The organism is Paenarthrobacter sp. 10L420, assembly GCF_056395385.1.
The window spans coordinates 874,773-898,490 of sequence record NZ_JBFTJK010000001.1; the positions used below are offsets into that span (position 1 = coordinate 874,773).

22 protein-coding genes, 1 other RNA gene and 1 riboswitch are annotated in these 23,718 nt (G+C 61.2%); of the genes, 10 read left to right on the forward strand and 13 right to left on the reverse strand.

The genetic code is table 11. The features are described from left to right. The first annotated feature begins 71 nt into the window (after window positions 1-71). The 7 genes from prfB (at window position 72) to AC1DD5_RS04205 (ending at window position 6,770) form a co-directional block, all read left to right on the forward strand. Window positions 72-1,187 (forward strand): peptide chain release factor 2, encoded by a 1,116-nt coding sequence (prfB, locus tag AC1DD5_RS04175; RefSeq protein WP_442018836.1) that lies wholly within the window; start codon window positions 72-74, stop codon window positions 1,185-1,187. A gap of 179 nt (window positions 1,188-1,366) precedes the next feature. Further along, window positions 1,367-2,131 (forward strand): cell division ATP-binding protein FtsE, encoded by a 765-nt coding sequence (gene ftsE, locus AC1DD5_RS04180; protein WP_216924001.1) that lies wholly within the window; start codon window positions 1,367-1,369, stop codon window positions 2,129-2,131. Further along, window positions 2,128-3,042 (forward strand): permease-like cell division protein FtsX, encoded by a 915-nt coding sequence (gene ftsX / locus AC1DD5_RS04185; RefSeq protein WP_442018837.1) that lies wholly within the window; start codon window positions 2,128-2,130, stop codon window positions 3,040-3,042. The genes ftsE and ftsX overlap by 4 nt, the downstream gene beginning before the upstream one ends. Window positions 3,043-3,097: 55 nt before the next feature. Further along, entirely contained in the window at window positions 3,098-4,510 is a 1,413-nt protein-coding gene (locus tag AC1DD5_RS04190) for a peptidoglycan DD-metalloendopeptidase family protein (protein WP_442003980.1), read from the forward strand. A gap of 83 nt (window positions 4,511-4,593) precedes the next feature. Further along, the gene (gene smpB, locus AC1DD5_RS04195; protein WP_017198498.1) at window positions 4,594-5,064 is read left to right on the forward strand and encodes an SsrA-binding protein SmpB; all 471 of its coding nucleotides are present in this window, start codon (window positions 4,594-4,596) and stop codon (window positions 5,062-5,064) included. Between the two features lie 131 nt (window positions 5,065-5,195). After that, window positions 5,196-5,564, forward strand: a transfer-messenger RNA (tmRNA) gene (ssrA, locus tag AC1DD5_RS04200). Window positions 5,565-5,756: 192 nt separating this feature from the next. Continuing rightward, the gene (locus tag AC1DD5_RS04205) at window positions 5,757-6,770 is read left to right on the forward strand and encodes a S1C family serine protease (protein WP_477518306.1); all 1,014 of its coding nucleotides are present in this window, start codon (window positions 5,757-5,759) and stop codon (window positions 6,768-6,770) included. A gap of 24 nt (window positions 6,771-6,794) precedes the next feature. On the opposite strand, the gene AC1DD5_RS04210 is transcribed toward AC1DD5_RS04205, so the two are convergent. Beyond that, window positions 6,795-7,124 carry a hypothetical protein gene (locus AC1DD5_RS04210; RefSeq protein WP_442018839.1) on the reverse strand — a complete coding sequence of 110 codons (330 nt, stop codon included), beginning with the start codon at window positions 7,122-7,124 and terminating at the stop codon, window positions 6,795-6,797. Between the two features lie 88 nt (window positions 7,125-7,212). On the opposite strand from AC1DD5_RS04210, the gene AC1DD5_RS04215 reads away from it, so the two are divergent. Further along, window positions 7,213-8,667, forward strand: a complete 1,455-nt coding sequence (locus AC1DD5_RS04215; RefSeq protein WP_477518307.1) for an MFS transporter — start codon at window positions 7,213-7,215, stop codon at window positions 8,665-8,667. Window positions 8,668-8,697: 30 nt separating this feature from the next. Here the strand turns inward: AC1DD5_RS04215 and AC1DD5_RS04220 are convergent, their stop codons facing one another. The 7 genes from AC1DD5_RS04220 to AC1DD5_RS04250 all read right to left on the reverse strand — a co-directional run bounded on the left by AC1DD5_RS04220 (window position 8,698) and on the right by AC1DD5_RS04250 (window position 15,956). Further along, the gene (locus AC1DD5_RS04220; RefSeq protein ID WP_477518308.1) at window positions 8,698-9,411 is read right to left on the reverse strand and encodes a metal-dependent transcriptional regulator; all 714 of its coding nucleotides are present in this window, start codon (window positions 9,409-9,411) and stop codon (window positions 8,698-8,700) included. A gap of 9 nt (window positions 9,412-9,420) precedes the next feature. Next, the gene (locus tag AC1DD5_RS04225) at window positions 9,421-10,176 is read right to left on the reverse strand and encodes a class I SAM-dependent methyltransferase (RefSeq protein WP_477518364.1); all 756 of its coding nucleotides are present in this window, start codon (window positions 10,174-10,176) and stop codon (window positions 9,421-9,423) included. A gap of 146 nt (window positions 10,177-10,322) precedes the next feature. Further along, entirely contained in the window at window positions 10,323-11,732 is a 1,410-nt protein-coding gene (locus tag AC1DD5_RS04230) for an aminotransferase class V-fold PLP-dependent enzyme (RefSeq protein ID WP_477518309.1), read from the reverse strand. A gap of 31 nt (window positions 11,733-11,763) precedes the next feature. Next, window positions 11,764-11,877: riboswitch (SAM riboswitch) on the reverse strand. 182 nt (window positions 11,878-12,059) lie between these two features. After that, the gene (gene hisN, locus AC1DD5_RS04235) at window positions 12,060-12,872 is read right to left on the reverse strand and encodes a histidinol-phosphatase (protein WP_477518310.1); all 813 of its coding nucleotides are present in this window, start codon (window positions 12,870-12,872) and stop codon (window positions 12,060-12,062) included. 55 nt (window positions 12,873-12,927) lie between these two features. Continuing rightward, window positions 12,928-14,043 (reverse strand): ribosome small subunit-dependent GTPase A, encoded by a 1,116-nt coding sequence (rsgA, locus tag AC1DD5_RS04240; RefSeq protein ID WP_442003812.1) that lies wholly within the window; start codon window positions 14,041-14,043, stop codon window positions 12,928-12,930. 2 nt (window positions 14,044-14,045) lie between these two features. After that, window positions 14,046-15,434, reverse strand: a complete 1,389-nt coding sequence (aroA, locus tag AC1DD5_RS04245; RefSeq protein WP_477518311.1) for a 3-phosphoshikimate 1-carboxyvinyltransferase — start codon at window positions 15,432-15,434, stop codon at window positions 14,046-14,048. A 6-nt stretch (window positions 15,435-15,440) separates the two neighbouring features. Then, the gene (locus AC1DD5_RS04250; RefSeq protein ID WP_477515050.1) at window positions 15,441-15,956 is read right to left on the reverse strand and encodes a DoxX family membrane protein; all 516 of its coding nucleotides are present in this window, start codon (window positions 15,954-15,956) and stop codon (window positions 15,441-15,443) included. A gap of 193 nt (window positions 15,957-16,149) precedes the next feature. On the opposite strand from AC1DD5_RS04250, the gene AC1DD5_RS04255 reads away from it, so the two are divergent. Further along, entirely contained in the window at window positions 16,150-16,962 is an 813-nt protein-coding gene (locus AC1DD5_RS04255) for a sigma-70 family RNA polymerase sigma factor (RefSeq protein ID WP_477518312.1), read from the forward strand. Further along, window positions 16,959-17,219: a mycothiol system anti-sigma-R factor gene (gene rsrA / locus AC1DD5_RS04260; RefSeq protein ID WP_216923992.1), complete on the forward strand. Its 261-nt coding sequence runs from the start codon at window positions 16,959-16,961 to the stop codon at window positions 17,217-17,219. The genes AC1DD5_RS04255 and rsrA overlap by 4 nt, the downstream gene beginning before the upstream one ends. Before the next feature lie 115 nt (window positions 17,220-17,334). Here the strand turns inward: rsrA and AC1DD5_RS04265 are convergent, their stop codons facing one another. From AC1DD5_RS04265 to AC1DD5_RS04285, 5 genes are all read right to left on the reverse strand, one after another. Continuing rightward, complete coding sequence (locus tag AC1DD5_RS04265; protein WP_369299106.1) at window positions 17,335-17,409, reverse strand: 50S ribosomal protein bL37; 75 nt, start codon at window positions 17,407-17,409, stop codon at window positions 17,335-17,337. Window positions 17,410-17,500: 91 nt separating this feature from the next. Continuing rightward, a complete protein-coding gene (locus tag AC1DD5_RS04270) occupies window positions 17,501-18,115 on the reverse strand; it encodes a PadR family transcriptional regulator (RefSeq protein ID WP_442003816.1) in 615 nt (204 codons plus the stop codon). Beyond that, a complete protein-coding gene (locus tag AC1DD5_RS04275; protein WP_477518313.1) occupies window positions 18,115-18,963 on the reverse strand; it encodes a DUF4097 family beta strand repeat-containing protein in 849 nt (282 codons plus the stop codon). Before AC1DD5_RS04275 ends, AC1DD5_RS04270 begins: the two co-directional genes overlap by 1 nt. A gap of 83 nt (window positions 18,964-19,046) precedes the next feature. Beyond that, a complete protein-coding gene (locus AC1DD5_RS04280) occupies window positions 19,047-19,646 on the reverse strand; it encodes a GDSL-type esterase/lipase family protein (protein WP_216923989.1) in 600 nt (199 codons plus the stop codon). A gap of 142 nt (window positions 19,647-19,788) precedes the next feature. Continuing rightward, a complete protein-coding gene (locus AC1DD5_RS04285; RefSeq protein ID WP_442003818.1) occupies window positions 19,789-23,607 on the reverse strand; it encodes a multifunctional oxoglutarate decarboxylase/oxoglutarate dehydrogenase thiamine pyrophosphate-binding subunit/dihydrolipoyllysine-residue succinyltransferase subunit in 3,819 nt (1,272 codons plus the stop codon). Window positions 23,608-23,718 lie beyond the last annotated feature (111 nt).

A 23,718-nucleotide genomic window follows, 5' to 3' on the forward strand; every position in this document is an offset into this window, starting at 1 on the left:
ACGCAATGATAGGGACGCAATGACGGCGCCCAGTCGGGGGAGTCCGGCTGATAGCGTACGCTGGAAAGACCATGGCTGAGATTGATTTTCCCGCAGAAATCCGCGCGCTTCGCGCCACTTACAGTTCCATCGAGAACGTCACCGATATTGATGCCTTGAAGGCAGAAATCGCCGAATTGAGTGAGCAGGCTGGCGCGCCGGACCTTTGGGATGACCCCGCATCGGCGCAAGTTGTCACTTCGCGTTTGTCCCACCGGCAAGCTGAAGTGGAGCGGTTGTCCAAGCTTGCCTCCCGGATAGACGACCTCGAAGTGCTGGTGGAGCTCGGCCAGGATGAGGGCGACGAAGCCTCGATGGCCGAGGCCGCGAAAGAACTTGCTTCTATTCGCAAAGCCCTCGCCGAGCTCGAAATCGTCACCCTGTTGTCCGGCGAGTACGACGAACGGGAAGCCGTAGTGACCATCAGGGCAGGAGCAGGTGGTGTTGACGCTGCCGACTTCGCCGAGATGCTGATGCGTATGTACCTGCGGTGGGCGGAGCGTCATGGTTACCCCACTACCGTCATGGACACGTCCTATGCTGAAGAAGCAGGCCTGAAGTCCGCGACGTTCGAGGTCAAGGCGCCGTACGCTTTCGGCACCCTGAGTGTCGAGGCGGGCACACACCGCCTGGTCCGTATCAGTCCCTTTGACAACCAGGGCCGACGGCAGACGTCGTTCGCCGCCGTTGAGGTCATCCCGCTGATTGAACAGACCGACTCCATCGAGATTCCGGACAACGAAATCCGCGTTGATGTCTTCCGGTCCTCTGGACCAGGTGGCCAATCCGTCAACACCACGGACTCCGCCGTGCGCTTGACACACATTCCCACGGGGATCGTCGTTTCAATGCAGAACGAAAAGTCGCAGCTTCAAAACAGGGCAGCGGCCCTGCGTGTGCTCCAGTCGCGGTTGCTGCTTGTTAAGAAGGAACAGCAGGACGCTGAAAAGAAAGCCTTGGCAGGTGATGTCAAGGCGTCCTGGGGTGATCAGATGCGCTCCTATGTGCTCAATCCTTACCAGATGGTCAAGGACCTCCGCACGGAACACGAAGTAGGCAACACTTCGGCTGTTCTGGACGGCGACATCGATGACTTCATCGACGCCGGTATCCGCTGGCGCACCGGCAACCGCAACGCTGCCAACTAGGGTCTCAGTCCGCGTACCGGAGGCGTCCGATTCCACGACACGCCCCCCAAACCCCCGGAATCCCGGCTGCTGCGTGCGTATAGTCGAGTGGCCGGTGCTCTCACTTCCCCCATCGAAAGCCCGCGCTCCGGCTGTTGGACTGGGCGAGTACGTCATGTCCGGCGGGGTTCTAAAGGGCCATGATCAGATTTGAGAATGTCACCAAGGTCTACGAGCAGAATGCCCGACCGGCGCTCGATTCTGTCAGCCTTGAGATCAACCGCGGTGAATTCACCTTCCTGGTGGGCGCCTCAGGCTCAGGAAAATCCACCTTCCTGAGATTGATCCTGAAGGAAGACAAAGCATCCTCAGGTTCGGTTTACGTTGCCGGCCAGAACGTGGCCAACATTTCGAGCTGGCGAGTGCCCAAGCTTCGCAGGGGTATCGGTGTGGTCTTCCAGGATTTCCGTCTCCTCCCGCAGAAGAATGTCTTCGCGAACGTAGCCTTTGCCATGCAGGTCATCGGCAAGAGCCGCTCCATCATCCGGGAGACGGTCCCTGAGGTATTGAAGACCGTTGGCCTTGAGGGTAAGGAAAAGCGGATGCCTCACGAACTTTCAGGCGGCGAGCAGCAGCGTGTGGCGATTGCCCGCGCCGTCGTCAATCGCCCAGGCATTCTCCTTGCGGACGAACCCACAGGGAACCTTGACCCCATTACGTCCATGGGAATCATGGGAGTTTTGGACAAGATTAACCAGAACGGCACCACTGTGGTCATGGCTACCCACGACGACGACATCGTTAACGAAATGCGCCGCCGCGTGGTGGAGCTCAAGAATGGCAAGGTCATCCGTGACGAAGCGAAGGCACTGTACACGTCCATGATTCCGGTTGTGGGTGAATCGCGGCGGCTGAAGGACGCCAGTGGCGAGGAACTCAACCGCGCGCAGGGGGCACAGCTGTGAGGCTCCTTTTCATCCTCGGGGAAATCGGCAGCGGCCTGCGCCGCAACCTGTCAATGGTGATCTCAGTGGTCTTGGTGACCTTTGTATCCCTGACGTTCGTTGGCGCAGCTGGAATGCTGCAGATGCAGATCAACCAGATGAAGGGCTACTGGTACGACAAAGTCCAGGTTGCGGTCTTCCTCTGTAACGACGGCTCGACGGCGGTTGGTTGCGCCTCGGGGCCAGCCACCAAGGAACAGCAGGCCAATCTGCAGGCAATGTTGGAGTCTCCCGCCGTCAAGCAGTACATCAACGACTTCCAATTCGAATCCCAAGCCGAGGCCTACAAGCACTTCAAAGAGCAGTTCTCGAATTCGCCGATTGTTGATTCCGTGTCCGAGGACCAGTTGCCGGCGTCGTTCCGTATCAACATGAAGAACCCCGAGAAGTACCAGATCATCAGCGAAACATTTTCCTCGCAACCGGGCGTTGAGACGGTGAGTGACCAGCGTCAGGTATTGGAGCGGATCTTCTCCTGGATGAACGGCGCTTCTGTGGCCGCGATGGGTGTGGCCGCGGTGATGATCTTCTGTGCGGTGCTGCTGATAACCACCACGATCCGGCTATCGGCGTTCAGCCGGCGTCGGGAAACGGGGATCATGCGCTTGGTGGGCGCCTCCAAGACAGTCATCCAGTTGCCGTTCATCCTGGAGGGCGTGATCGCCGCTGTTGTCGGGGCGTTGTTGGCCTCCGTGACGCTGTGGCTAATGGCACACTTTTGGCTCAACGGTGATCTGTCCAGGCAATTCCTTAACACTCCCTTCATCTCATCGACGCAGGTCCTGGTGATCGCACCGGTGCTGATTGCGCTCGGCGGTGGCTTGGCCGGGATATCCTCCTTGTTGACCCTCCGGCGTTACTTGAAGGTTTAGTGATGGATGACGGGCGGCTGCGAACGATTCTGCTGACAAGCGAAAAGGACTCATGATGACCACGTTGGACCAGAACTCCCTGCGTCGGCGGCTTGCGTCCGGCCAAGCCAGGATTCTTGGTGGCGTGCTCGCCTTGGGCCTCGCCGTCAGCCTCCTGTCCGCTGTACCTACGGCCCATGCGGACAGCCTGGACGACCAACAAGCTGCGCTCGAGGCCGAATCGGCGCGCGTTCAGGCGTCCTTGGAGTTTGTGGACTCGAAGATCGCCAAGGCCGCCGGGGACCTCGTCATCTACCAAGGACGCCTCCCGGGCGCCCAGCAGGCACTTCTCGAAGCGCAGGGCCGCGTGGCTAGTGCTGTCAAGGAGGTCGAGGCGTTGGCAGCCCGGGTGGAGCTCGCCCAGCAGAACAAAGCCAAAATTACTGAGCAGCTTGAGAGTGACAAGCAGAAGATCACCGATACAAAGAAATTGATCGGCCAGATCGCCTCCCAGGCCTATAAATCGGGGGGTGTGCCCACCAACATCGCCCTGCTCTTCGGATCCAACGAGTCCGGCAGCCTGACAGAATCCATGGACCTCGCCGATCAGGCCATGCGAAGCCAGAACGCTGCGATGACCAAGTTGACCCAGCAGAACGCCACCAACGTAAACTCGCAGGCCCGGCTGGCCGCCGTCGAGGCTGAGATCCAGGACCTGAAGGCCAAAGCCGACGCCGCGCTGGAGCGGGAGAAGGCTGCGCGCGACGAGGCCGCCAGCAAGAAAGCCGAAGTCGACAAGCTCATTGAGGACACCACCCGCCTGAATGGACAACTACAGGCCGCCAAGCCCGGCATTGAAGCCGATCTTGCCCGAGTGAAGGCCGAACAGGACTCAGTTGCGGCCGAAATCGTCGAGAGGGACCGCAAGCTTCGGGAGGCGTGGGAGGCCGAGCAGCGTCGCCTTGCCGCGGAAGCCGCTGCTGCTGCGGCTGCCGCAGCAGCAGCGCAAGGAAAGCCGGCACCGCCCGAGCAGCCGTATGTCCCGCCGGTGGGTTCGCCGTCCGCGTTTGGTTTGCGACACCCCTTCGCCAGCTACGTACCCATCACGTCAGGATTCGGTTGGCGGGCAACCCCGCCCGGAACCATCGATTTCTACGGCACGGGTGGTTACATGCACACCGGCATCGACTTCGGTGCAGCCTGCGGCACTCCTGTTTATGCTGCAGCGGCTGGTACCGTCTTCAACTCCGGCTGGAACTCGGCCGACGGCGGTGGATGGCGCGTGAAGCTGTCCCACGGTGTGGTGCAGGGCAACTCCCTGACAACCATTTACTACCACAACAGCAGCATCGTGGTTTCCAACGGCCAGCAGGTATCGCAGGGACAACTCATTGCGTACTCGGGTAGCACAGGTAACTCGACGGGGTGCCACGCACACTTCGAAACCTGGCTGAACGGGGCCGCGGTGGATCCGATGACCCTCCTCTAGTGGGCCGACCCTTTGTCAGCGACCAAGGCCTGCGGGCTCTGGCGTACACTAGTTGAAATCCGCATCTAACAAGGAGTTCTACCGTGCCCAAGGAAAGTGGCCGTAAGGTAGTGGCCACCAATCGGAAGGCCCGGCATAACTACCATGTCCTGGATACCTATGAGGCTGGCATTGCGCTGATGGGTACGGAAGTGAAATCCCTCCGTGAAGGCCACGCCTCCATGGTGGACGGCTTCTGCACCTTCTACAATGACGAACTGTGGATGGAGGGCATTCACATCCCTGAATATCACCAGGGGAGCTGGACCAACCACGCCGCGCGCCGCCGTCGTAAGCTTTTGCTTCACCGCGACGAACTGGACAAGATCTCCCAAAAGATCCGCGAATCCGGTTTCACCGTGGTGCCGTTGCAGCTTTACTTCCTGGACGGCCGGGCCAAGGTTGAAATAGCCATAGCTCGAGGTAAAAAGGACTACGACAAGCGCCAAACGCTGCGTGAGCAGCAGGATAAGCGCGAATCGTTGCGCGAACTGCGGGAGCGCAACCGGCGCTAGGTCTGAATGCAGATGCTTCCGCCCAGGGCTTGTGTCGCGGGAATGATCTTCCGGGCGAATGCGTTATGATGGATAGTCCGGTAGGGATTTGATCACTTGATGAATGCCTTGCCGGTTTGGTAACAGAATACGGGGATGATCGGTTTCGACGATGTTAGTCGCGACAGGTGAAGCGGGCCGAGGATGCAGAATTATCTCGTAAACGCTGTCTGCAAACCAATAAGTGCCGAATCTAAGCGCACTGACTTCGCTCTCGCTGCCTAAGCAGTAAGACAGTCCGTCAGCCCGGGGTTGCTATCGCCCCGGTTCCTGGCGTCATTTAGATAGCCACTGCTGTTTGCCTTCGTCATTGAGGTAAACGGGACTTTTAGATGACTGGGCCCGGATCAGCCACCTGTTTGCAGGATGGCTGGGGCCGAGAAAATCCGACGCAAACTGCGCCCGGAGAAGCCCTGACAAAACGACATCGGACGGGGGTTCAATTCCCCCCATCTCCACCGGAAAGCCCTCGGATCCTCGTGATCCGGGGGCTTTTACTATGCCTGAACCTGCCCCTGCCTGAACCTGCCGCAAATACCGTTCACCCACGGCGTAGGGGAACGAGGACTAGACGCCCTGCGCCGACCGTTGTACAGGTAGGCACTGGACTGAACTGGACAGGACGTGCACGGCACCGCGGTAGCAGGAGGCATGTGATGAGCACCGAGCCAGAGTTTGAAATACCGGATGAAGGCCGGGATTCAGAAGCGCCTGAAGAGCAGGGTGACGACGCGGCCTTGGACGCGTACTCACAGATCGTCATCCGGGTTGCGGAGTCTGTCACACCGCACGTCGCCGCTATCGAAATGACCAGTGCGCGCCGGAACGGTCAACTTCGTGTGGGCAGCGGATCGGCCGTGGTCTTCACCGGTGATGGGTACATGCTCACCAATGCCCATGTGGTGGCAGGTATCCAGTCCGGAAGAGCGGTGTTTGCGAACGGCAAGCAGACGGACGTCGAGCTCGTGGGGGCGGACCCATTGTCTGACCTCGCAGTGGTGCGTGGTCTCAAACCCACTCCGCCACCCGCCATTTTGGGTAACGCCGACTCGTTACGGGTTGGCCAGCTCGTCATCGCAGTAGGAAATCCCCTGGGCTTGGCGGGATCAGTGACTGCCGGGGTGGTCAGCGGTCTGGGACGATCCATTCCCGTCCGTGCAGGGGAGCACCGGCGTGTGATTGAGGATGTCATCCAGACTGACGCGGCCCTCAACCCGGGCAATTCCGGGGGCGCCCTTGCCGACACCCGGGGCCGCATCGTGGGCATCAACACGGCGATAGCCGGACTGGGCCTCGGACTCGCCGTACCTATTAATAGGACAACCCAGCGGATCATCGCCTCCTTGCTCAAGGATGGGAGGGTGCGACGCGCCTACTTGGGCTTGGTGAGTACGCCTATTCCACTCGATGCGAGTGCTGTGGTGCGCACGGGCCAGAAAGAGGGGCTCCGTGTGGTGGAGGTCATCGCAGGCTCACCTGCTGAATTGTCGGGGCTCCAGCCGGGGGACCTGGTGCTTCGGGCGCAGGGCAGGGCTGTATCGAGTGCAGAAAGTCTGCAGAAGCTGCTGTTTGCCGAGGCCATAGGCGAACCATTTCCGTTGACCGTGTTGCGTGACGGCAAAATGGTACAGCTGATAGCCGTTCCCTCGGAGATGAGCCAGCAGTGATGAGCCAGCAACGATGAGGCGAGCCTAGGCTTGTTCCTCGCGGACGTCGACCACGCCGACAAAGCGGCTGCCGACGCCTTCATATTCGCTGCGCACGTCACCCAGGAACAGTTCCGGCAGCTCACTGTTCTTGTGGTGGCCACAAAAGACGAACGAGAAGTCGGGCCACCACTTTTTGGGCCGCACCGCCTCTGAGTAACCGCACACCGCGCAGGTCAGGTGGACCCAAACAGGACGTTTTCCCGTGCGGTTGGCACGTGACTGGACCAGCCAGGCCGGTGGATTGTCCTGGAGGCTACGTAGTTCCGCATCTGACAGCCGTGACGGGATGCCGTGGCGCTGGGCCATTTCCATGGAGATATCAAGGGCCAATGCTGCGTCACGTCTGCTAATCACTGTTTAACGATACGGGACTTCGCCATGGACGAATGCCGCGTAGGCTGTGCACATGACGGATGCTGTGGCTTTATTGCCGAGAACGCCGCTTCAAAAGCGTGTGCTCGTCGTTGCAATTGTGGCTTCTTTTATCGCCATCCTGGATGGTTTCGTGGTGAACCTTGCGCTCCCGGCCATTGGACGTGAACTTGGCGGCGGCCTGGTCATCCAGCAATGGGTGGTGGATGCCTATCTTTTGACCCTTGGTGCCCTCATCCTGGTAGCTGGTTCATTGTCGGACCACTTTGGCCGGGCGCGGATTCTCGAGTGGGGATTGGCAGGTTTCGCGCTGACATCGGTGATGTGCGGTCTGGCTTGGAACGGGGAAGTCCTGGTGGTGTCCCGCGCACTTCAAGGTATTGCAGGCGCCCTCCTGGTGCCCAGTTCGTTGGCCATGATCATTACCTCGTTCTCCGGGCCTTCCCAGTCCAAAGCGATTGGCCAATGGTCGGGCTGGACGAGTGCCGCCGCCATCGTAGGGCCACTTATTGGTGGCGTCTCCGTGGACATGCTGTCGTGGCGGGTGATTTTCTTCATCAACGTTATTCCCGCGGTTGCGATTTGGCCTTTGCTTGCAGGCCTTCGGGCATCGGATGCGGCCCGGGACAAGAGCAAGGGAATCGACTACCTCGGCGCTGTTCTGGCAATGATCGGACTAGGTGGTCCCGTCTATGCCTTCATTGAACAGGGCCGGATGGGTTGGGCGAGCGCCCAGGTGTGGGTGCCGCTCCTAGCCGGTGTAGTGGCGATGGTGCTGTTCCTGGTCCACGAGGCAAGGACCACGGAGCCGATGTTGCCCTTGAGGCTGTTTGCCATAAGGAACTTTGGCTGGGGCAACCTTGCCACGCTCGCAATTTACGGTGGAATATCCCTCGGATTCTTCGTCCTGGGCATCTATCTTCAGCAGGTGGGAGGCATGGGGGCTACCATCGCGGGAATTGCCTTGCTTCCAGCGACTGTCATCCTGATGCTGACTGCGTCCTACTTCGGTGGGCTGGCTGGAAAATATGGTCCGCGGTGGTTTATGACCGTGGGGCCGCTGTTATGCGGTGTGGGCTTTCTGATGTCCCTCTCCATCCAGGAGCCCCTGAACTATTGGACCCAGGTGCTGCCGGGGCAGATCGTCTTTGGCGTGGGACTCACCACCCTCGTCGCGCCACTCACCGCAGCGATTCTAGGCGCGGTACCGCAGGAAGAGGCCGGAATTGGTTCGGCGGTCAACAATGCCGTGGCCCGTATTGCCGGCCTCATCTGCATTGCCTTTGCCGGCCTGATCGTTGGTCCGGTGTTTACACGGCAGGGCTTGTACAACGCCTTGGTTGTCACGGCGGCACTGTTCGTTGTCGGGGCGGTGGCGTCCGCCGTCGGGATCCGCAACCCCGTGCTCGAAGCGGCAGTTGCCGCTGAAAGCGATCCTGATACAGCGTCCGACGACGGCGGGCCGGCCGGCCAGCGCAGCTAGCCTGTGCCACGTGCCTCTGCAGCGCACAAGTCAGCGCGCGGGAAGCACGCAGCCTTCATGGACTTCGGCGCTTTGGACCCAAAGTGCCGCTGTAACCTCGTCCGCGAGATCGAATTCGCGGCGTTGGGGTCCGCTGCCAATCCGAACAACCAGGGCTCCGCCGAATGGTTTGCGCCCCACCACTTCCACGGGCGCGTCCAAGGTGATCTTTTCCGAGGCGAGATAGCGAAGAAGGTCAGGATTTTCATCGCTGATCCGGGTGATGCGGCCTGAGTGGCCTTCGTCCAACTCGATCATGCGGTAGGCGTGGGGAAGTTCCACCGATCCGTCAGCCGAGGGAATCGGGTCGCCGTGAGGATCCCGGAGGGGATGGCCAAGCTTGGCGGCCATGCGCTCAATGAAGGTATCGGACACCGCGTGTTCCAACATCTCAGCTTCATCATGGACTTCGTCCCAACTATAGCCGAGTTCGTCAACGAGGTATGTCTCAATGAGGCGGTGACGCCGAACCATTGACAGTGCCAGGCGCATGCCTTCCGGAGTCAGCCGGATGGCACTGTACGGTTGGTGGTCCACCAAGCCCTGGTCCTTGAGTTTACGGACCATTTCAGACACCGAGGAATTGGCAACGCCAAGCCGCAGGGCAAGCTGCGAGGACGTAATTGGTTTGTCCTGCCACTCCGTATAGGAGTAGATGACCTTGACGTAGTCCTCGATCGAGGAGGAGGGCGTACTGGTCTTCACACACCAAGCCTACCGTGGCGGGGCGCCGTCGATCTTGCGGGCCCGCCAGGTAGTGGTCAGATATGGCAATCCCAGGAGCTGGCCGGGGACATGGCCCAGATGATCGAAGAGGTACCACTCCAGGTTGCCCATGACCTTTAAGCGGGTGGCTTCATTTGCGCGGAGGTAGTAGCTGCGCGATTTCGTGAGCTCCAGGATGTCCTCCGGTGACACGGCGTCCTCCCAGCTGGTGAGATGGCTCGTCAAGTCCATAAACTCCGGTCCGATAACTGGCCGGAAGCCGGGCTTGTGCACATCCCCGGCGTGCATGATGCGTGACAACCGGTGAACCCAGGGCACGGAGGTGTCCAGTTGGTTCCATATCAGGCCGAGTACTCCGTGGGGCCGCAGGATCCGGTCGATTTCCGTGCTGGCTTTCAGCGGGTCACACCAATGCCATGCCTGGGCAACGCTGACGACGTCGAATGCTGAGTCCGCCAGCCCTGTTGCCTCGGCCGTTCCCTCCAACGCCTCAACGCCGGGACAGGACTTTCGAAGTTGCTCCAGCATGTCTGTGGAAGGATCGACGGCGGCCACCTGCAGGCCGCGGTCCACGAGCAGTGCCGTAAATTTTCCCGTGCCTGCACCAATATCCGCGGCGGACTTCGCTCCAGGAGGGAGAAGCCAATCCATTGAGTCTGTGGGATAGCCGGGCCGAACGCGATCGTAGTGTTCGCCGCCGTCCTGGAAGCTCTGGCCCAGCTCGCGGCGGCGCGTGGCATGCAGCTTGGGACCACCCGGCCTGCCAACGCGGCCGGAAACACTTCCGCCGGAAACAACGCCGGAAACACTGCCGGAAGGCACGGCCACGCACAGACTCCTTTACCGCGAACGCCAGTTACCCTACGAATTTACCGCACAGTACGTGCGTTTTAGTCAATCGTGCAGGGCGCAGCCCCTGCGGTGCCCGGGGTGTTTGGTGCCCATTCCGGGTAGCTGCGGTGGTCGTTGGCCGGTACCCAGCGGCCTTCGTCTACTACATAGTCCCAGCCGAGCCCGGTGCGCTTGAGTTCTTCGATACCAGCCAGGAGTCGTGTGGCATCCTCCAATCGGGAACCCACTCCGAAACTGGCTCGGAGCGAGCCCGAAGGGAGTCCGAGCCGCTTGAGCAGGGGATGGGCGCAGAAGCGGCCGTCACGAAGTCCTACACCATGTTCGGCGGCGAGGTAGGCGGCCACCAGTCCGGCGTCGAATCCTTCCACGGAGAAATTGACCACGCCGATAGTGTCTTCGGAGTCGCTGAAGATCCGGTGGACGGTCACGCCTTCGATTGCTTCAAGTCCCTGTACGAGGTAGGAGCGGATGGCAGCTTCATGGGCATGCCATGCCTCTTGGTCCAGCCCGGCCAGCACCTGCGTCGCGCGGGCCAATGTTGCCGCGCCGAGGACGTTGGGGGAGCCGCCCTCGTGGCGGGCGGGACCTGAAGCCCAGCTGACCGAGTCCAGGCGGGCTTCGCGAACGGCGCCACCACCGGCAAGGTGCGGAGTACCGGCGTCGAGCCAGTCAGGACGGCCCACAACAACACCGGCGCCGAACGGAGCGTAGAGCTTATGCCCGGAGAACACGATGTAGTCCACGTCTGCTGCGGTGATGTTGATGCGGCGGTGGGGGGCAAGCTGCGCGGCGTCCACCACAATCCGGGCGCCGTATTCGTGGGCAAGTGCTGCGAGTTCGGCGATCGGCAGGATTTCACCGGTCACATTCGAGGCCCCGGTGACCGCCAGCAACGACACGCCGCCCTGGCTGAGTTCCTCGCGAAGCTTGGCGAGGGTAGCTGTCAGTGTCGAAGCAGCTACGACACTGCGGTGAGGGACGCCCTGCCAGGGAAGGAGATTGGCATGGTGCTCGATGTCCAGGTAAAGGACCTCGCCCGTTGGCTTTCCGTCCAGTTGCGGGAGGCAGCCTGCCAACAGGTTCAGCGAGTCCGTGGTGTTCCGGGTGAAAATGACGGAATCGTCGGGACGACCGCCGACGAATTCGCGGACGATGTCGCGGGAGTTCTCGTAGACCGAGGTGCTGATCTGGGAAGCGTAGCCCGCGCCGCGGTGGACACTGGCGTAGTAGGGGAGGATCTCATTGAGATACGCAGAAACAATTGTCAGCGCTGGAGCGGATGCTCCGTAGTCGAGGTTGGCGTAGCGGACGTGGCCACCCTGGATCAGGGGAGCTTGCAGCTCTGCGCCTGTGACGGCGGCCAGGGGCCTGCCTGCAGCGGCTTCGTGCGCTGCTTCTTCGACCACAAGGGACGGCAGAACGGTGGAGTTGAACGTAGCAGTGCTCATGGGACCTCACTCAAGAGGGACCCCCTATGGGGATCCGCGCTTGCCGTATCCGTTCCGGACCGGCCAGGTCGTCACCCGGGGCACCCCACCGCGAATGGAGGGTTGCCGGCCAGCAAACCGGGGTTTAGCGCTGGCACTCGTGACCTGTAAAGAGGTTAGGGCACTCCTCTGGCCTGCTCCAAAGTCGCTTCGCTTTGTTAAGCACATTGTTACGAAGGGTCCGGAAATCGGGCTTTGGGCGAAGAAAAAACGGCGGACGCCCCGAAAAGGAGGCATCCGCCGTCGAAAATTCTATGCAAAGCCGGTTGGCTAGTTGGTGCCGCTGGGTCAGAGGAGGTCATCCAGAGCAGGGTTCAGCCGCTTGAGGACCTCTGAGTGCAGGATGGAGTTGGTGGCCAGGGCGTTGCCGCCAAAGGGGCCATCCTCGCCTTCCAACGAGGTGAAGCGGCCGCCGGCTTCCGTCACGATCGGAACCAGTGCTGCCATGTCGTAAAGGTTCAACTCTGGCTCGCAGGCGATATCCACGGCTCCCTCGGCAACCAGGCAATAGGACCAGAAATCGCCGTAGGCGCGTGTGCGCCAGATGTCTTCCGTCAACCCCAGGAACTCGTCCAGATTTCCGCGTTCCTTCCAACCGGAAAGGCTGGAATATGACATTGAAGCATCTGCCAACCGCGAAACGTTTGACACTTTGAGCCGGGTCGCTGACGCGAGGGAGCGACCCATATAGGCGCCCATGTCCTTTGCTGCCCACCAACGCTTGCCCAACGCGGGAGCACTGACAAGTCCGACCACCGGCTCACCCTCGTCCACGAGTGCGATCAGGGTAGCCCATACAGGAACTCCCCGAACGAAGTTCTTGGTGCCGTCGATGGGGTCGATGATCCAACGCCGGGAGCCGTGGCCGCTGCTGCCGAACTCCTCGCCGAGGACGGCGTCACGGGGGCGCGAGCGCGACAATTGGCCACGAATGGCTTCTTCCGCAGCTTTGTCGGCATCCGTCACTGGCGTGAGGTCAGGCTTGGTCTCGACCTGCAGATCCAAGGCCTTGAAGCGGTCCATGGTTTGGGCATCCACGGAATCCGCCAGCACGTGGGCCAGTCGGAGGTCATCGTTGTAGCTGGAAACGGGTTGGGTCATGCCACCAAACTATCGTGAAACGTTCCCTGCAGTTGGGATCGCCTTGCACCAATGCTTAGTTGACGGTACCCAGTTCTTTGGTCTCTTTCGCTTCCAAACGCGGGTCCGCGCCCAGCAGCCGCCGGAGCGAAGACAAGCGGGCCACCCCGGAAGGACCGGCGTGTCCCTCGTTCACCCACGCGTCAAGTCCGCAATTGATGGCACTGGCATCGTGCTTGCAACCGCGGTCGCAAGCTTCGGTGCCCGGTTCCAAATCGGGGAAGGAATGCAGGATGCGGTCGGGGTCCACATGCGCGAGTCCGAAGGAGCGGATACCGGGGGTATCGATGATCCAGCTACCTGGCGGTGCGTCCGCCAGCTTCAAGGCCAGCGCCGACGACGACGTATGCCGGCCCCGCCCTGTGACGGCGTTGACACCACCCGTAGCACGCTCGGCTCCGGTCAGGGCATTAACCATGGTGGACTTGCCGACGCCCGAATGGCCCAGCATGACAGTCACTTTTCCATCAAGGTGGGCCCGCAATTCGGCAACGGCGCGGCTGTCCAGCCGCGCGGACAGTCCGTCGTCCGAGCGGGCATCGATACCGGACGCTTCATCGTCTGCGGTACGGCTGATGATGATGGGAAAGTCGAGGCTGAGATAGTTCGACAACAGTTCCGCAGGATCCTTGACATCTGCTTTGGTGACGAGCAGCAGCGGCTCGATCCCGGCGTCGTAGGCTGCAACCAGGGCGCGGTCAATAAAGCCGGTTCGGGGCTCCGGATTGGCCGCCGCGACCACCACCACAAGTTGGTCTGCGTTGGCTACCACCACTCTTTCGATGGGGTCGGTATCATCAGCGCTGCGCCGCAGGAGCGTCTTCCGCTCCTCTATTCGGACGAGCCGCGCAAGGGTATCCGGTTCTCCGGATACGTCGCCCACCAAGGCGACGAAATCGCCGGGGACAACGGGGTTTCGTCGCAGTTCACGCGCGCGTGCAGCGATGATGATGCGTTCATCCGCCGAGTCTTCACCGACGATGGCGGTGTAGCGCCCGCGGTCTACCGTGATAATCCGGCCAATGACCGCGTCATCATGACTGGGACGGTCCTTGGTGCGGGGCCTTGATCCTTTTTTATTCGGACGGATCCGGACATCGGATTCGTCCCAGGAGCTTGCGTCGCGACCCATGCTCAGTTGCTGGCCTCACTGGTGACGGTCAAGTCATCGCCTGTGCCGTGCTGCAGCATGGCCTCCCACATCTGCGGAAATTCGGGCATCGTCTTGGACGTGGTAGCGATATCCTCCACCTGAACGCCCTCAACGGCGAGCCCCAAAATAGCGCCCGCCGTAGCCATGCGGTGATCAGCGTAGCTGTGGACGACGCCTGCGTGCAGAGTGGCCGGACGGATAATGAGGCCGTCGGCTGTTTCTTCTGCGTCGCCGCCAAGCCGATTGATTTCAGCGGCCAGCGCGGCGAGCCTATCCGTTTCATGGCCACGAAGGTGCGCGATCCCGGTTAGACGTGAAGGACCTGTAGCCAAGGCGCACAGCGCAGCGACGGTGGGCGCGAGTTCACTGGTCTCGTCGAAGTCGGCGCCCTTTATTTCAGGCCCGCCCTTCACGGTGAGCGTGCCGTTTTCGAGTGTCACGGTGGCTCCCATTTCAACCAGGATGCTACGCCAGAGGTCACCCACCTGGGTTGTTTGGGTGGGCCAGTTGGGGATCCTGACGGTGCCATGGGTCGCGAGGGCTGCGGCAAGGAACGGGCCGGCGTTGGAAAGGTCCTGTTCGATCCGCTGGTCGAAGGCGTGAATGGGGCCGGGCGCGACTCGCCAGTGGTTGGGGACTGAATCGTCCACCTTGACGCCGACTCCACGAAGGACGGCAACGGTCATATTGATGTGGTCCAGGCTGGGGACCGGCTTGCCTACGTGTTCCAGGTGAAGGCCTTCGGCGAAGCGGGCGCCTACCAGCAGCAAGGCCGAGACGAACTGGGAGGAGGCGCTGGCATCGATTACCAGGTGGCCGCCCCGAACCTCGCCAGTGCCATCCACCGAGAAGGGAAGGGCCGACGGCGTCCTGCCGCCTTCCGTGGCGACAGGAACTCCCAGGGCGAGGAGTGCCTCGATGATGGTCCCCATAGGCCGCTTACGGGCGTGGGGGTCGCCGTCGAACGTAGTTGGACCATTGCGTAGCGCAGCTAAAGGTGGAACGAAGCGCATGACTGTCCCGGCAAGGCCGCAATCGATGGCAGTCTCCGCCCCCGACGCTGAAGGATCCATGGGCGTGATCTCAAGGTCCGGCCCATAATCACCATCGCCGGGTACCTCGGTAACGGTGGCACCCAACTGCCTGAGCGCCTGAATCATCAGGACGGAATCACGGGAGTGAAGGGGTGCTCGCAGCCGGGACGGGCCGTCGGCCAATGCGGCAAGGACCAGGAAACGATTGGTGAGCGATTTTGAGCCCGGTACCGTCACTGTGGCATCCACTGGCCCGGTGGCGTAGGGAGCCGCCCAAAGGGGCAGGGTGTCGACGGAGTGTGTTGAGCCCGTGTTTGCTGCGGTGGTACCTGTCATGCTTCCTTATGCTCCAACTGCGTTGTCTACGGCCTTGCGTACTGCTTTGTCTGCCCGCTTGAGCTGCTTGCCGGTGGCCTTCTTGGCATCGGCGGCCAGGTGTTCAGCCCGCCATGCAAGGCTGGGGCGGCCTTCTGTGTCTACGGAGGCCAGCAAAACGCCGCCGGTCAGGGAAATGTTCTTCAGGAGTTGGGCCCGGCGGGCGTTCCGGCCTTCCTTCGTGCTGATGTCTGCTGAGCGCCACTCCACATAGGAGTTCAGTGCGGACGTCAACGCCAGGACCGTTGCCGCGAAGCGGGAGAGTTTGCCAAGGCCAAGCAACGCGCCGGCGCCCAGCTGCGCGCCACCGATTACCCGGGCCAGGACTTTCTCATCAGTCGGGAAGGGCAGTGACTCGGAGGCGCGGCGAAGGACCGGGGACAATTGCCTGGCAGTGTCGTCCGCGTTCTTGAGCTTGTCCAGACCTGCGATGACGAAGCTGGACGCGAGCATCGGTCGCGCGAGAAAACGGATAACAGACATGTCTTGCCTCCTGGATGGCTTGTCATGTTGATTCATGACGTTATTCACTAAGTGCTGTGTTCAAGGGGTGCAGTCTGCTCTAGTCTTGCACCTTTGCGGAATATTTACCCAGCGGCTGCCGTTGTGAACAACAGGCACGGTGAAGACCGGGCCGCGGCATGGTGTTGCCGCTTCGCTGAACGGAGTTGGTTTTTTGACCTTGGTTAAGGACCGTGTGGGTCTGCTGGAGGCTGGCTATCCTGCACAGGGGGATTCCCGGAAGCTGACAGTAGACTTGGCAACGATGAGCACCATTGAACCGGCCGCAGCGGCCATGTACGAAGCAGCCGACTCGTCCCCGGAGGACAGCACAGCCGACGCATCGGTACCGGCCGACGTCGATATCGCCACGGAAACTCCCGAACAGCGGCGGGAGCGGTTTGAGCGCGACGCCATGCAGTACGTGGACCAGCTGTATTCAGCGGCGATGCGGATGGCACGGAATCCCTCAGATGCCGAGGACCTCGTGCAAGAGGCTTACACCAAGGCGTTTTCGGCTTTTCACCAGTACAAGCCGGGGACCAACCTCAAGGCCTGGCTCTACCGGATCCTGACCAATACCTACATCAACCTCTATCGGAAGAGGCAGCGTGAACCGCTGCAGTCAAACTCGGACACGATTGAGGATTGGCAGTTGGCAAAGGCTGAGTCGCACACCTCGTCCGGGTTGCGCTCCGCAGAGGCTGAGGCCTTGGACCACCTGCCGGATTCCGATGTCAAGAGCGCGTTGCAGGGCATCCCGGAGGAATTCCGGTTGGCTGTCTACTTCGCCGACGTCGAGGGATATGCGTACAAGCAGATTTCCGAAATCATGAACACCCCGATCGGCACAGTCATGTCGCGGTTGCACCGCGGCCGGAAGATGCTGCGGGACATGCTGGCGGATTACGCCGCAGAACGGGGCTTCAAGGCCCACACCGAAGACCAGGCCGCGGCCGGGAGCAACAATCAGGAGAAAGAGCAATGAGCGACTGCCAGGGATTGGGCGATTGCGACGATACACGGATGCAGCGGATCTATGAGTACCTCGACGGCGCATTGACCCGCGAGGACCTCACAGAGATCAAGCAGCACTTGGACACCTGCGAGGAATGTGCTGAGCAGTATGACCTTGAGTGCCTCATCCGCACCATGGTCAAGCGTTCCTGCACGGAGTCTGCGCCGGAGAACCTCAAGAACTCAATACTTGACCGGATCCACTCCATCAAGCCGGTGGAGGCTTGATTTAGCGCCGCTGATCCAGCAATGGACCAGGTAAAAGGCCACACACGCCAAGGGCCCCGGAAACCGTATGGTTTCCGGGGCCCTCGCTGTTAAGCCTTGACGCTAAGCCGGTGGCTTAGGTGTTGGGACGCTTGCCGTGGTTCGCGCCGCCGCGCTTACGGTCACGACGCTTACGTGCACGCTTGCTCATAGCTGGCCTCCTTCAATGATTGATACTCAATAGAGCTGCCCTCCAGTTTCGCACATCCGGGCGTTCGCTCGCGAACCGGACTGTACTGTTGTCAGCTCCGCAGGGAATTCCTGATGGAGATGCGGGCTTGGTCCAGGACTGCACGTACTGTCTCCAGCGTTACGGGATTCAGCGGGTGCGAGGCGCTGTGTTGACGCAGCTCCACGCGGATGTCATCGCGGAATGATTGAACCAGGAGCTCGGCCTCTTTGAGCATTCGGTGTCCTTCAGGGGAAAAGCCCGACGTTCTGCTTTGGAAGGTGGCGGCCGTCGCCGTGCTGCGCGCGGCTTCAGCTGTAGCGGCGAGATCTGCCTTCAGCCCACGCATGTTGGTTCTGATGTCTTCCCGCAGGTTGTCGGCCAGCCGCCGCACGGAGGCTGAGATATTATCCTCGACGTCGGCAAGCTCCTGCCGCCGACGGTTCAGTTCCGCCAGCCCCGCTTCCGTGATGAAGTACTTTGTTCGCCGGCCCTCCGTCTCGGTAGCCACAAGGCCTTCCTCCTCCAGTTTCCCGAGCCGCGGATAAATCGTCCCGGCGCTGGGGGAGTAGGTACCGCCGAACCGGTCACCCAATGCCTTGATGAGCTCATATCCGTGCTTGGGTCCTGACTCAAGCAGTGCCAGAAGGTACAAGCGCAGGGCGCCATGCGCAAAAACAGGAGGCATCAGAGACCAGCCTCCCCAGGCATCGGGCGGTCATTTTCGGATGCCGGCGCTGTACCGTGCATGATGTAAGTCTTGCCTGAGACCGTATTGGTCCGTACGAGCATGAGCCTCTCATCCGGACCAACAATGGTCTGCACTTTACTTCCGGGTTGGGCATACATCTGGTCATCAATGATGACGGTGCCGCTGGCGGACTTGGCAACGATGTCCAGGCCGATGTCGTGCGGCAGCCGGATGGTCAGGTCCCCTGACACCGAATTGGCTCCGAGGTCGTTTGTGTAGTCGTGGAGGTCGAAGCTGAGGTCCCCGCTCACCGTGCTTGCCCGGACGTTCTTGAACTTGCCTGAGGCGGTGACTTCACCCGAAACGCTCTTGGCGGTCAGGACGCCGTCGTGGTTTCTGGCGATGACCTCGCCACTGACGGTGTTGACGTGCAATTCACCGCTGGTGCCGTCGGCCATGACGGAGCCCGAAACTGTGTTGAGCCGGATCCGTCCGTTGATGCCGGAGACCATGCCATCGCCGTTTACTGTTCCCGCTTCGACGTCCACTCCACGCGGAAGCGCGATCCCGACCACTACGGAGTTGGTGCTGGTGTTGTTGACCGTACCCATCAGGTTTCGGAACCAACCTTGTGGTCCTTGGAGTTGGTGGCGTACCTCCAAGCGGCCGTTCACCAGCGTGATGGTCAGGGGGTCGCCGCTGATCTCGCTGACCTCGATCCGGACGAAGGGTTCGTCGTGGGTGACGACGTCGAACCTGCCCTTGACTATTCCAAGTTTGAGCGAGCGGACATCGTCCACATCAATTGTTTGTGGGCCCGTCACGGTCCAAAGCTCGTCAGACATGATCCCTCCAAATTGCGATATATCGCGTTGATGAAAACACGATATATCGCGAATGAAGGGAACGCAATGGTTTTCTGGGAGGGCTACTCCGGCTGGGCGATGTTAAGCCACTGGAACCAGCCGCGGTGCAGCACGAGCCACGCAATCAATCCGTAGCCGGCCTGTCCTGGTGTCCCCCCATTGGCTGCGAGGTCCGTCCTCCATTGCTCGTGGTTCAGCAACGGAGAGAAAGTGTCGACGTAGTGGTGGTTGCGGCGGGTGGTGACATCCGCAAATGCCGTGTTGAGATCGGCCAGGCGTTTGTTGCGCGCCGGATCAAGGGTGGGCGGAGGGCCCACCACGAACACTTCGACGCCACTGTGCGAGGCTCCATCAAGAATGTTTGCAAGGTTCAAACGGCTTCGCGCCGTTGAAAGCCCGAATTCCAGGTCACGGCCGGAGAGTCCTATGACCAGCCGGTTCTCGTGCGAGTCGCTGAAACGGCGGCCGGCTTCGTCCTGCCATCGCGAGGCCAAACCCTCTGTGCCTTCCATGGGGCAGGGGAGTGAGAAGCTTTCCACCACCACGGTGTCCTGGGGCGTACGGGCCAGCACTCTTCCCAGCCAACCCAAGGCGCGGGGGTCACCCAAACCGGCGAGCAATTCATCTCCTACAGCCGCAATGCGCAGCTTCCTGTCTTCCACGGTTACCTCTTCACACTCGTTACGGTCCTTGCACGGCTTTTGGATCTGCGGCCGGCTTGATGAACCGGGTACCTGTCCCATTAAACAGAACTGCCCGGCCGGAGGTGCATTGACAGCACCTCCGGCCGGGCAGTTTTTTTGGCTACTTGCGTTCGAACGCCTGCTTGATCAGGGCATCCTGCTCAGCAGCGTGGCGCTTCATGGAGCCTGCGGCGGTGGACGCAGACGCCGGACGCGACACGAGGCGGAGCCTGCGATCCAGCACCGGTGCCAGGTTCAGGCCCATGAACGGCCACGGACCCTGGTTGGCGGGCTCATCCTGCGCCCAGACGATGTCAGCGTTCGGGTACTTGGCGAGCTCTGCATCAATTTCGGCCTTCGGGAGCGGGTACAACTGCTCCACGCGGATAATCGCAGTGGAGGTGTCCCCGGACTTCTGTCGGTTGGACAGGAGGTCGTAATACAAGCGGCCGGAGACCAGGATGACCCGGTCCACGTTTGCGGCCTCTACCTCGGGATCGCTGATGACTGGCCTGAAGCCGCCCGTCGTAAAGTCCTCGACGGCGGACGCGGCGCCCTTGAGGCGCAGCAACTGCTTCGGCGTGAAGATGATCAACGGTTTGCGCGGACGGCTGTAGGCCTGGCGACGCAGCAGATGGAAGTGCGAGGCTGCCGTGGTGGGGTTGGCCACAATCATGTTGTCCTCGGCACAGAGCTGCAGGAACCGCTCGATGCGTGCGGATGAGTGGTCAGGCCCCTGGCCTTCGTAGCCGTGCGGCAGCATCAGGACGAGCGAGGAACGCTGGCCCCACTTCTGCTCAGCGGAGGAAATGAATTCATCGATGATGGTCTGGGCACCGTTGACGAAGTCACCGAACTGGGCTTCCCACAGCACCAAGGCGTCGGGACGCTCCACCGAGTATCCATATTCAAAGCCCATGGCCGCATATTCGGACAGCAGCGAGTCATAGATCCACAGCTTCGCCTGGTTATCCGAGAGGTTGCCCAGGGGCAGCCACTCATTGCCATTGGCGCGGTCGTGGAACACTGCGTGACGCTGCACGAAGGTACCGCGGCGCGAGTCCTGGCCAGCCAACCGGACGGGGACGCCCTCCATGATCAGCGAACCGAAGGCGGCGATCTCGCCAAAGCCCCAGTCAATGCCACCTTCACGGGACATCTGCTCACGCTTCTCCAGGAGCTGCTTGAGCTTGGAGTGAACCGTGAAGCCCTCCGGGATCTCCAGGTGGGCCTTGCCGATGCGGGCAAGGGTCTCGGGGGAGATCGCGGTGGAAGCCGGTGAGTTGGTTCCGAAGTCTGCCTGCTGGGCAATCGGGCGCTCGATGTCCGAGACAGCAGCAGAGTCAGCCGTGATGATCGGGATGGGGGAGGTCTGCGCCGCGTGAGTCTCAGCAAAGACCCGCTCGAGGCGTTCCTGGTAGTCGCGGAGCAGCTGCTCGGCTTCTTCCTCGGTGATGTCGCCACGACCGATCAGCGATTCCGTGTACAACTTGCGGACTGAGCGCTTTGCCTCGATCAGGTTGTACATCAGGGGCTGCGTCATCGAGGGGTCATCGCCCTCGTTGTGACCACGGCGGCGGTAGCACACCATGTCGATGACGACGTCCTTGTGGAAGCGCTGGCGGAACTCGTAGGCGAGCTGCGCAACACGCACCACGGCTTCGGGGTCGTCGCCATTCACGTGGAACACCGGAGCCTGGATCATCTTGGCAACATCTGTGGAGTACGTCGATGAACGCGAAGAGGACGGCGCCGTGGTGAAGCCAACCTGGTTGTTCACGATCACGTGGATGGTGCCACCGGTGCGGTAACCACGCAGCTGGGACAGGTTGAGGGTCTCGGCGACAACACCCTGGCCTGCGAATGCAGCGTCACCGTGAACCATGATGGGCAGGACCGGGAAGGACTCGCCTTGATCCAGTCGGTCCTGCTTGGCGCGGACGATGCCCTCGAGCACGGAGTCGACTGCTTCAAGGTGGGACGGGTTGGCGGCGAGGTAGACCTTGGTCTGCTTGCCGTTGTCCGAGGTGAAGGTGCCTTCAGTACCCAGGTGGTACTTCACATCGCCGGACCCCTGGACAGAGCGAGGGTCCTGGGTGCCTTCGAATTCACGGAACACCTGTGCGTACGTCTTGCCTGCAATGTTGGTGAGCACGTTCAGGCGGCCACGGTGGGCCATGCCGATCGCGACTTCGTCCAGGCCGTCGTCGGCAGCGTCCGAGATGACAGCGTCAAGGAGCGGAATAAGCGACTCGCCGCCTTCGAGGGAGAAGCGCTTCTGCCCGACGAACTTGGTCTGGAGGAAGGTTTCGAAAGCCTCGGCTGCGTTGAGCTTGGAAACGATGCGCAGCTGCTCTTCGCGGCTCGGCTTGGAGTACGGGTGCTCCAACTGGTCCTGGAACCACTTACGCTCCGCCGGCTCCTGGATGTGCATGTACTCGATGCCGGTAGTGCGGCAGTAAGCATCACGGAGTACGCCCAGGATGTCGCGGAACTTCAGCTGCGACTTGCCACCGAAGCCACCGGTAGGCCATTCGCGGTCCAGGTCCCAGAGCGTGAGACCGTAGGTCAGGACGTCCAGGTCCGGGTGCTTGCGCTGGACGTATTCCAGGGGGTCCGTGTCGGCCATGAGGTGGCCACGCACGCGGTATGAGTGGATGAGCTGCTGGATCCGGGCAACCTTGTTGATCTCATCTGCTGGGTCAACCTGGAGGTCAGGGCTCCAACGGACGGGCTCGTACGGAATGCGGAGGGCTTCAAAGATTTCGTCGTAGAAGTTCTGCGCACCAAGGAGGAGCTGGTGGACCAGCTTGAGGAACTCGCCGCTGCCTGCGCCTTGGATAACCCGGTGGTCGTAGGTGGAGGTCAGCGTGAGAATCTTGCTGATGGCGTTCTGGGCGATGATCTTCTCGCTGGCACCCTGGAACTCGGCCGGGTAGTCAAGGGCGCCGACGCCGATGATGGCTGCCTGTCCCTTGGAGAGACGCGGTACAGAGTGAACGGTGCCGATGCCGCCCGGGTTGGTCAGGGAGACCGTGGTGCCGGCGTGGTCGTCCGCCGTGAGCTTGCCGTTGCGGGCTCGCTTGATGAGGTCCTCATAGGTGTGCCAGAACTCGGCAAAGTCCATGGTCTCGGCCTTCTTGATGTTGGGAACCATCAGGAGGCGGGTGCCATCGGGCTTGGGCATGTCAATGGCGATGCCAAAGTTGACGTGGGCAGGCTGGACAGCGCTCGGCTTGCCATCAATTTCGTCGTAGTAGACGTTCATCGACGGGAACTGGGAGAGGGCGCGGACAACCGCGTAGCCGATGAGGTGCGTGAAGGACACCTTGCCGCCGCGGGCACGTGCAAGGTTGGAGTTGATGACAACGCGGTTGTCGATCAGCAGCTTGGCCGGAACTGCCCGGACGCTGGTGGCAGTAGGCACTTCAAGGCTGGTCACCATGTTGGTAGCGATGGCCTTCGCCGGTCCGCGAAGGACGGAAACGACGTCCTCCTCGGGAGCGGTGGGCGCCTTGGTGCTCTTGGGCAGCTGGGCAGGAATCGGTTGTGCAGCATTGCCGCCGACGGGCTTCTTTGCTCCATCCTTGGCAACCGTGGCCGGGGCTTTCTTCGCCGGAGCCGCAACTGCCGGTTCACCGGAAGCAGCAGCGGCAGGGGTGGTCGCAGGGGCAGCTTCAGGAGCGGCCGGCGCCGGTGCCGGTGCCGCTGCAGCCGGAGCTACCACGGGAAGTACTTGGGTGGGGGGATTGGCAGCGGTGGGGGCTGCGGAGGTTCCGTTGGAAGAAGTGCCGTCACCGGTGTCGAAGGATTCGAAGAGCGGCCACCACTTGGCGTCGACCGAATTCTTGTCCTGCTGGTACCGCTCGTACAGTTCGTCAACGAGCCACTCGTTTCCGCCAAATTCCTCTGGTAGACGGTGGCTGGGCTGCTCTGGCACTTGAAATACGCCTCTTCCATGAGTTTTGATTTCCCGCTGGTCAAGGTTGCTTTTCCGCAACAATGCACCAGGGTCCGGGTCCCGCGAACTCAGACCTTTGTCAGTCTAGTT

Coding starts and splice junctions, on each gene's coding strand:
- rsgA (WP_442003812.1), bottom strand. CDS start 14,043: ATGGGTCGCGACGCAAGCTCCTGGGACGAATCCGATGTCCGGATCCGT.
- AC1DD5_RS04275 (WP_477518313.1), bottom strand. CDS start 18,963: ATGTCTGACGAGCTTTGGACCGTGACGGGCCCACAAACAATTGATGTG.
- AC1DD5_RS04190 (WP_442003980.1), top strand. CDS start 3,098: ATGACCACGTTGGACCAGAACTCCCTGCGTCGGCGGCTTGCGTCCGGC.
- prfB (WP_442018836.1), top strand. CDS start 72: ATGGCTGAGATTGATTTTCCCGCAGAAATCCGCGCGCTTCGCGCCACT.
- AC1DD5_RS04230 (WP_477518309.1), bottom strand. CDS start 11,732: ATGAGCACTGCTACGTTCAACTCCACCGTTCTGCCGTCCCTTGTGGTC.
- AC1DD5_RS04210 (WP_442018839.1), bottom strand. CDS start 7,124: ATGGAAATGGCCCAGCGCCACGGCATCCCGTCACGGCTGTCAGATGCG.
- rsrA (WP_216923992.1), top strand. CDS start 16,959: ATGAGCGACTGCCAGGGATTGGGCGATTGCGACGATACACGGATGCAG.
- AC1DD5_RS04250 (WP_477515050.1), bottom strand. CDS start 15,956: ATGTCTGTTATCCGTTTTCTCGCGCGACCGATGCTCGCGTCCAGCTTC.
- hisN (WP_477518310.1), bottom strand. CDS start 12,872: ATGACCCAACCCGTTTCCAGCTACAACGATGACCTCCGACTGGCCCAC.
- AC1DD5_RS04270 (WP_442003816.1), bottom strand. CDS start 18,115: ATGCCTCCTGTTTTTGCGCATGGCGCCCTGCGCTTGTACCTTCTGGCA.
- ftsE (WP_216924001.1), top strand. CDS start 1,367: ATGATCAGATTTGAGAATGTCACCAAGGTCTACGAGCAGAATGCCCGA.
- aroA (WP_477518311.1), bottom strand. CDS start 15,434: ATGACAGGTACCACCGCAGCAAACACGGGCTCAACACACTCCGTCGAC.